Below are 331 nucleotides of genomic sequence, written 5' to 3' on the forward strand. Positions count from 1 at the left end.
CCTGGACCGGCTGAACTCGTCCGTCGCCGCCCTGGAGTCCGGGCCGGGGCTGCGGGAGGTGCGGTCGGCGGTCGCCCCGGACGTGGACGTGAGCACCGACCTGGACGAGGTGTTCGCCGCCTTCGACCGGCTGCGCTCGGGCATCGGCCCCCTGGTCATGGTCGCCGCGGTCGGCACCGGCACGGTCGCCGGCGTGGTCCTGCTGATGGCCGCCGGCCTCGCCGCCGACCGGCGCCGCGCGGAACTCGCCCTGCTCCGCGCCCGGGGCGCGTCCCTGCGGGGCCTCGTGGGGCGGCTGCTGGCCGAGACCTCGGTGGTGGCGGTGCCCGCG

At 78.9% G+C, this 331-nt stretch carries 1 pseudogene; it reads left to right on the forward strand.

The window, feature by feature from the left end:
* Positions 1-331, forward strand: a pseudogene (locus GTW67_RS30565) (ABC transporter permease); the annotation flags it as partial.

Origin of the sequence: Streptomyces sp. SID5910, from assembly GCF_009862125.1 — a bacterium.
Lineage (GTDB): Bacteria > Actinomycetota > Actinomycetes > Streptomycetales > Streptomycetaceae > Streptomyces.